Raw genomic sequence first — 5,497 nt, 5'->3', positions numbered from 1 at the left:
AGCGAGGTGAAGGGTTTGAACTGCGCACTGATGAATGGGGCGCCTTAGCGGCGGCAAAGGGGTTATATCTGACCACCCAAACCGAACCGAAAGCGCAGGGCAAACAGCTGGATATGCAAGGCGCGATTGCGCAACTAGAAAACGCCTTATCGATAGCTAAATCCCTGCAAAATGCGGCTAAACAATCGGAAGCACACAGTGCTGATACCGACAGTCAAAATCAGCTCAAGGCAAACTTAACTGAACTGGCGCAAAGTGGCATTTTAGCTTATGCACAGGAGGGCATGGCGTTAACCAGTCCTGAAAACATCCAACTATCCACGAGTAGCAGTATTTCCTTAACCAGTGAAAACCAGACTGATATCACTGCATTAAAAACCATCACCCTGTCTGGTGGTGAATCATTGGGATTATTTGCCCACAAATCGGGGATGAAAGTTTTTGCTAACCAGGGTGATATAAACCTACAAGCGCAAAATGCCAACCTGAATATGGCCGCCAAGCAGGATATCAAAATTGACAGTGTTGATGGTGAGCTGACAATCACAGCCAGTCAAAAAATCACCTTAATTTGTGGAGGCTCTTATATCAAAATCAGTGAAGAGGGGATTGAACTCGGTACAGCTGGTAATGTGTATATAAAAAGCAATGCCCTGCAAAAAATGGGGGCAAAAACAATAGCACCTAATCCATTAGCACTACCGTATATTATTGGTGATTATGCTGTTAAATTTATCTGTAAAGATGAAACTGGAAAAATTTATGCCAATGAACGTTACATTGCTACGCTACCTGATGGTAGAAAGATACAAGGGCAAACCGATAAAAATGGGTATACACAACCATTCCACTCTACCAATGAAAATGAAACAATTACACTGGAATTAATTAGTAGGTAAGTTAATCAATATGCCAAATGAAAACACGCAAAAATGTAAAATTTTTACAGCTCAAACAAGTAAGCTTGAAAATGGCGAGGTTGCCACTGAGGAAGTGATATTAAAAAACGTACCAACGCCTCTTTTTATATTATTTTCTTTTAGTGGTGCGGGAAAAACGACCTTTTTTAAAGCGGCAAAATTTAAAGAACAACAATTAAAACTTAAATACCCCGATGCAGAAGTTAGAATCATAAAAGATTTTGAGTATCCATTACAATTTAAAGCGGAATGGACAAAACTATATAATGAATTAACTAACTCAGAAACGGCTTGTAAATATGCTTTGTGGCAAGTTCATTATTTTGGTCATGGCAATGAAAATTCCCTGACTTTTACTGGTGGCGGTAAAATATATTTTGACTTTTATGATAAAATGGAACGTCTACCATGGCATCCAAATGAAGGCATTTTTGTTTTACACTCCTGTCGGGGAGCAGCTTTTGAAGATACTCTTGATGAAACACTAATAAAACAACAAATCTGCTTAGCTAAGACCATTTCAGAGCAGCAAAAAACACGCTGTTTAGGGCAAGTTACTTTTGGAAGCTTTGCAACTAATTCAAAACAGTTTGAAGAAAATTGGGAATTGGATACAAATGGCATTTATATGCCAGATATACCAAAATCTTATCTAACTAATGAAGATATTCAAAAAATATATGGTTATCGTCCTAATCGATATTACAATGCAGTAGCTCTTTATATGGCTGATCCTGTTTTGTGGGGATATGCTTTACTGACAGGCGATACAAAAGATAGGGTATTAGCTTTAAAAGCGAATTATGAAAAAAATAAAAAAATTAAAGCATCTACTACATTACCTAAGTTATATCCTATTTACCAAGAAATTAAAAAATTATCCGATAAAAATCAAATTCTACCTTGCCGAGTATTTAATAAAGGTCAGTTAGAAGCGCGCATTGTTGAGGTGGATGTGTTTAATCAAAATGATTTGGAATATATTTAATGAGTTATACTACCAAAAAAAACAAATCAATACGGAAAAAATTAATCATTTTTGTCATTATTTTAGGTCTTATTATTAGTATTGGCTTTATATATTTAAATACTGATAATTCAAAAAAACGAAACTATGAACTTAATCAACCGGAAAATTTAATTATGGACTTTACCATTTACCCGTCAACTATTCCCGAAAATGAATTATTACGTATAGACGAAGCTAAAAAGCTGTATGACTCAGCCTTTGACGATGGCGTATTTTATGGTGTGGTTAATCCTGAACAATTGATAAAATTTCTTAAACATGCCTGGCAATGGGATAAAAATGCCATGCCATATTATTACTCTCTCCTTAGTTGGCAGGAACTCTTTAATGATGGTTACAAAGATGATGGGATGATCTCATTTACAGAATTTATGCGCAAATATCGGGATCAGTTAGTGGATAGTGCTGGTAAACCGTTGGTTGAACCTGACGTATTTAAAAGTGAGCAAATACAGTGGTATTTATGGGATAAGTTTGCCGATTTAAAATATCCGTATTTTGCATATAAAAAGGGGTGGGGAATGGGTTTTTGTTGGTATGATGAACAAGGTATGGCGCGCCCCTGTCCTGATGAGCAATTAGAAAAAAGTATTGTGTATTTAAATTATGCCATTGAGGGTGGCTATCATTGCTACGAAGATTTGATAGCTCGAATGTTATTTCAACAAGGTGACCATTATCAGGATGAAAAGTATAAACAAATAATTAAATTAACCGAATACCGCAGATCATTAAAATCAGATGATTTAAAACTGGCCATAGATTATGCGCAGTTAATGGCCGAGCATAGCTCAATTATTGGCATATTGCGCATGACTGAGGCGTATTTCTATGGATTAGGTCGAGAGCAAGATCTGGTTAAAGCTTATGCCTGGTCACTGTTAAGTGATTATGCAAAACAAAAAATCACCGAGATAGACAACAATTTAGCGTGGCATGCTTATCAACTACCACCAGTTTGGGAATATAACAAAGAAATCCAACAACGTTTAGAACAAATGCTTACCCCAACCGGAAAACAGGCGGCATTAGATTATTTGGAAATACTGAAAACTAAAATTGTAACTTGGGATTACAATGAATGGCGAGATCAGATAGATGATTTTCATCCTAAACCGTAATTTATTTGACTATATTGTAGTGAGTAAAATTTAAGGTTGAATAATAGTGATTAATCTGGATAGCGTGTGAAGAATAGCAAATTGAAACGTTCAAAGTTCAAAATAGTCATGCTAGTAATGGTTATTAGCCTTTATCAATTATATTTTAATCAATCATCCGATAACCAAGTTAATGTTGGTTTTGTTGAACCGGAAAATCTAATTATGGACTTTACCATTTACCCTTCAACTATCCCCGAAAATGAATTATTACGCATAGACGAAGCTAAAAAGCTGTATAACTCAGCCTTTGACCATAGCGTATTTTATGGTGTGGTTAATCCTGAACAATTGATAAAATTTCTTAAACATGCCTGGCAATGGGATAAAAATGCCATGCCGTATTATTACGATGTTCTTAGTTGTAAAGATTTTTATGATAAAAGAGGAAAAGAGGACGGTATCATTATGTCCTTTGCTGAGTTTATGCACAAATATCGGGATCAGTTAGTGGATAGTGCAGGTAAACCGTTAGTCGAACCTGAGGTGTTTAAAAATAGTCAAATACAGTGGTATTTATGGGATAAGTTTGCCGATTTAAAATATCCCTATTTTGCCTTTCAAAATGGTTACGTAATAGGTACTTGTGGGTATGATGAACAAGGTATGGCGCGCCCCTGTCCTGATGAGCAATTAGAAAAAAGTATTGTGTATTTTAATTATGCCATTGAAGGCGGCTATCATTGCTACGAATATTTAATAGCCCGCATGTTATTTCAACATGGGCGTCAATATAAAGATCAGAAATATAAACAACTGACTAAACTAACCGAATACCGCAGAGCATTAAAATCAGATGATTTAAAACTAGCCATAGATTATGCGCAGTTAATGGCTGAGCATAGCTCAATGATTGGCATATTGCGCATGACTGAAGCCTATTTCTATGGATTAGGTCGAGAGCAAGAGCCGGTTAAAGCTTATGCCTGGTCGCTGTTAAGTGATTATGCAAAACAAAAAATCACTGAGATAGACAATAATTTAGCGTGGGATGCAGAGCAATTACCACCGGTTTGGGAATATAACAAAGAAATCCAACAACGTTTAGAACAAATGCTTACCCCAACCGGAAAACAGGCGGCATTAGATTATTTGGAAATACTGAAAACTAAAATTGTAACTTGGGATTACAATGAATGGCGAGATCAGATAGATGATTTTCATCCTAAACCGTAATTTATTTGACTATATTGTAGTGAGTTTAAGGTTGAATAATAGTGATTAATCTGGATAGCGTGTGAAGAATAGCAAATTGAAACGTTCAAAGTTGAAAATAGTCATACTAGTAATGATTATGATAATGGTTATTAGCCTTTATCAATTATATTTTAATCAATCATCCGATAACCAAGTTAATGTTGGTTTTGTTGAATCCGAAAATTTAATTAGGGACCTTACAATTTACCCCTCAACCATTCCTGAAAATCAATTATTACGCATCCACGAAGCTGAGGAGCTTTATCGTTCCTCATTTGAGGATGGTACATTTTTTGGTGTAACCAATCCTGAAAAATTAGTCAAGCTGGTTAAACATGCTTGGCAATGGGACAAAAATGCCATGCCGTATTATTATAAGCTTGTCTTTTGGGCGGATTCGTATGATGAAAAAGGAAAGGAATATGATATTGTTATGATGTCTTTTAATGAATTTATGCAAAAATATCGGAATCAACTTGTGGATAATGCAGGTAATCCCTTGTCTGAACCTGACATATTTAAAAGCATTAAAATAAGAGGCTATTTATGGGATAAGTTTGCCGATTTAAAATACCCGTATTTTGCATATAACAAGTCTTTTAGTTACGCGCCTCGTCGGTTTGATGAACAAGGAATGACGCGGCCAAGTCCAGATGAACAATTAGAAAAAAGTATTGAATATTTAAACTATGCCATTGAAGGTGGTTATCATTGCTACGAAGCTTTGACAGCTCGAATATTATTTCAACAAGGGCGTCAATATAAAGATCAGAAATATGAGCAACTGAATAAATTAACTGAATACCGCAGAGCATTAAAATCAGACGATTTAAAACAGGCAATAGATTATGCGCAGCTAATGGCAGAGCATAGCTCAATTATAGGTATATTGCGCATGACTGAAGCCTATTTCTATGGTTTAGGACGGGAGCAAGATCCGGTTAAAGCTTATGCCTGGTCGCTGTTAAGTGATTATGCAAAACAAAAAATTACCGAGATAGGCAACAATTTAGCGTGGCATGCTTATCAACTACCACCGGTTTGGGAATATAACAAGCAAATCCAACAACGTTTAGAACAAATGCTTACCCCAACCGGAAAACAGGCAGCATTAGATTATTTGGAAATACTGAAAACTAAAATTGTAACTTGGGATTACAATGAATGGCGAGATCAGATAGATGATTTTC

At 35.9% G+C, this 5,497-nt stretch carries 5 protein-coding genes; all 5 read left to right on the top strand.

The window, feature by feature from the left end; translation table 11 throughout:
- On the top strand, positions 1-899 hold an 899-nt coding region (locus J3U63_RS12925; RefSeq protein ID WP_267371799.1), incomplete at its 5' end, for a DUF2345 domain-containing protein.
- Between the two features lie 10 nt (positions 900-909).
- Positions 910-1,908: a hypothetical protein gene (locus J3U63_RS12920; RefSeq protein WP_267371797.1), complete on the top strand. Its 999-nt coding sequence runs from the start codon at positions 910-912 to the stop codon at positions 1,906-1,908.
- On the top strand, positions 1,908-3,071 hold the full coding sequence (locus J3U63_RS12915) for a hypothetical protein (RefSeq protein WP_267371795.1): 1,164 nt from the start codon (positions 1,908-1,910) through the stop codon (positions 3,069-3,071). Before J3U63_RS12920 ends, J3U63_RS12915 begins: the two co-directional genes overlap by 1 nt.
- Before the next feature lie 66 nt (positions 3,072-3,137).
- Positions 3,138-4,286, top strand: coding sequence for a hypothetical protein (locus J3U63_RS12910; RefSeq protein ID WP_267371794.1), 1,149 nt, complete (start codon positions 3,138-3,140; stop codon positions 4,284-4,286).
- Positions 4,287-4,404: 118 nt separating this feature from the next.
- Positions 4,405-5,497: hypothetical protein (locus J3U63_RS12905; RefSeq protein ID WP_267371792.1), on the top strand; the 1,093-nt coding region annotated here is incomplete at its 3' end.

The organism is Gilliamella sp. B2838, assembly GCF_026536185.1.
Classification (GTDB): domain Bacteria; phylum Pseudomonadota; class Gammaproteobacteria; order Enterobacterales; family Orbaceae; genus Gilliamella.
Note: the sequence above shows the minus strand (reverse complement) of the source record. Positions and strands in the feature narration are given on the sequence as shown.

Bases quoted from the DNA above. Each gene is read 5' to 3' on its own strand.
- J3U63_RS12920 (WP_267371797.1), top strand. From the start codon at position 910: ATGCCAAATGAAAACACGCAAAAATGTAAAATTTTTACAGCTCAAACA.
- J3U63_RS12915 (WP_267371795.1), top strand. From the start codon at position 1,908: ATGAGTTATACTACCAAAAAAAACAAATCAATACGGAAAAAATTAATC.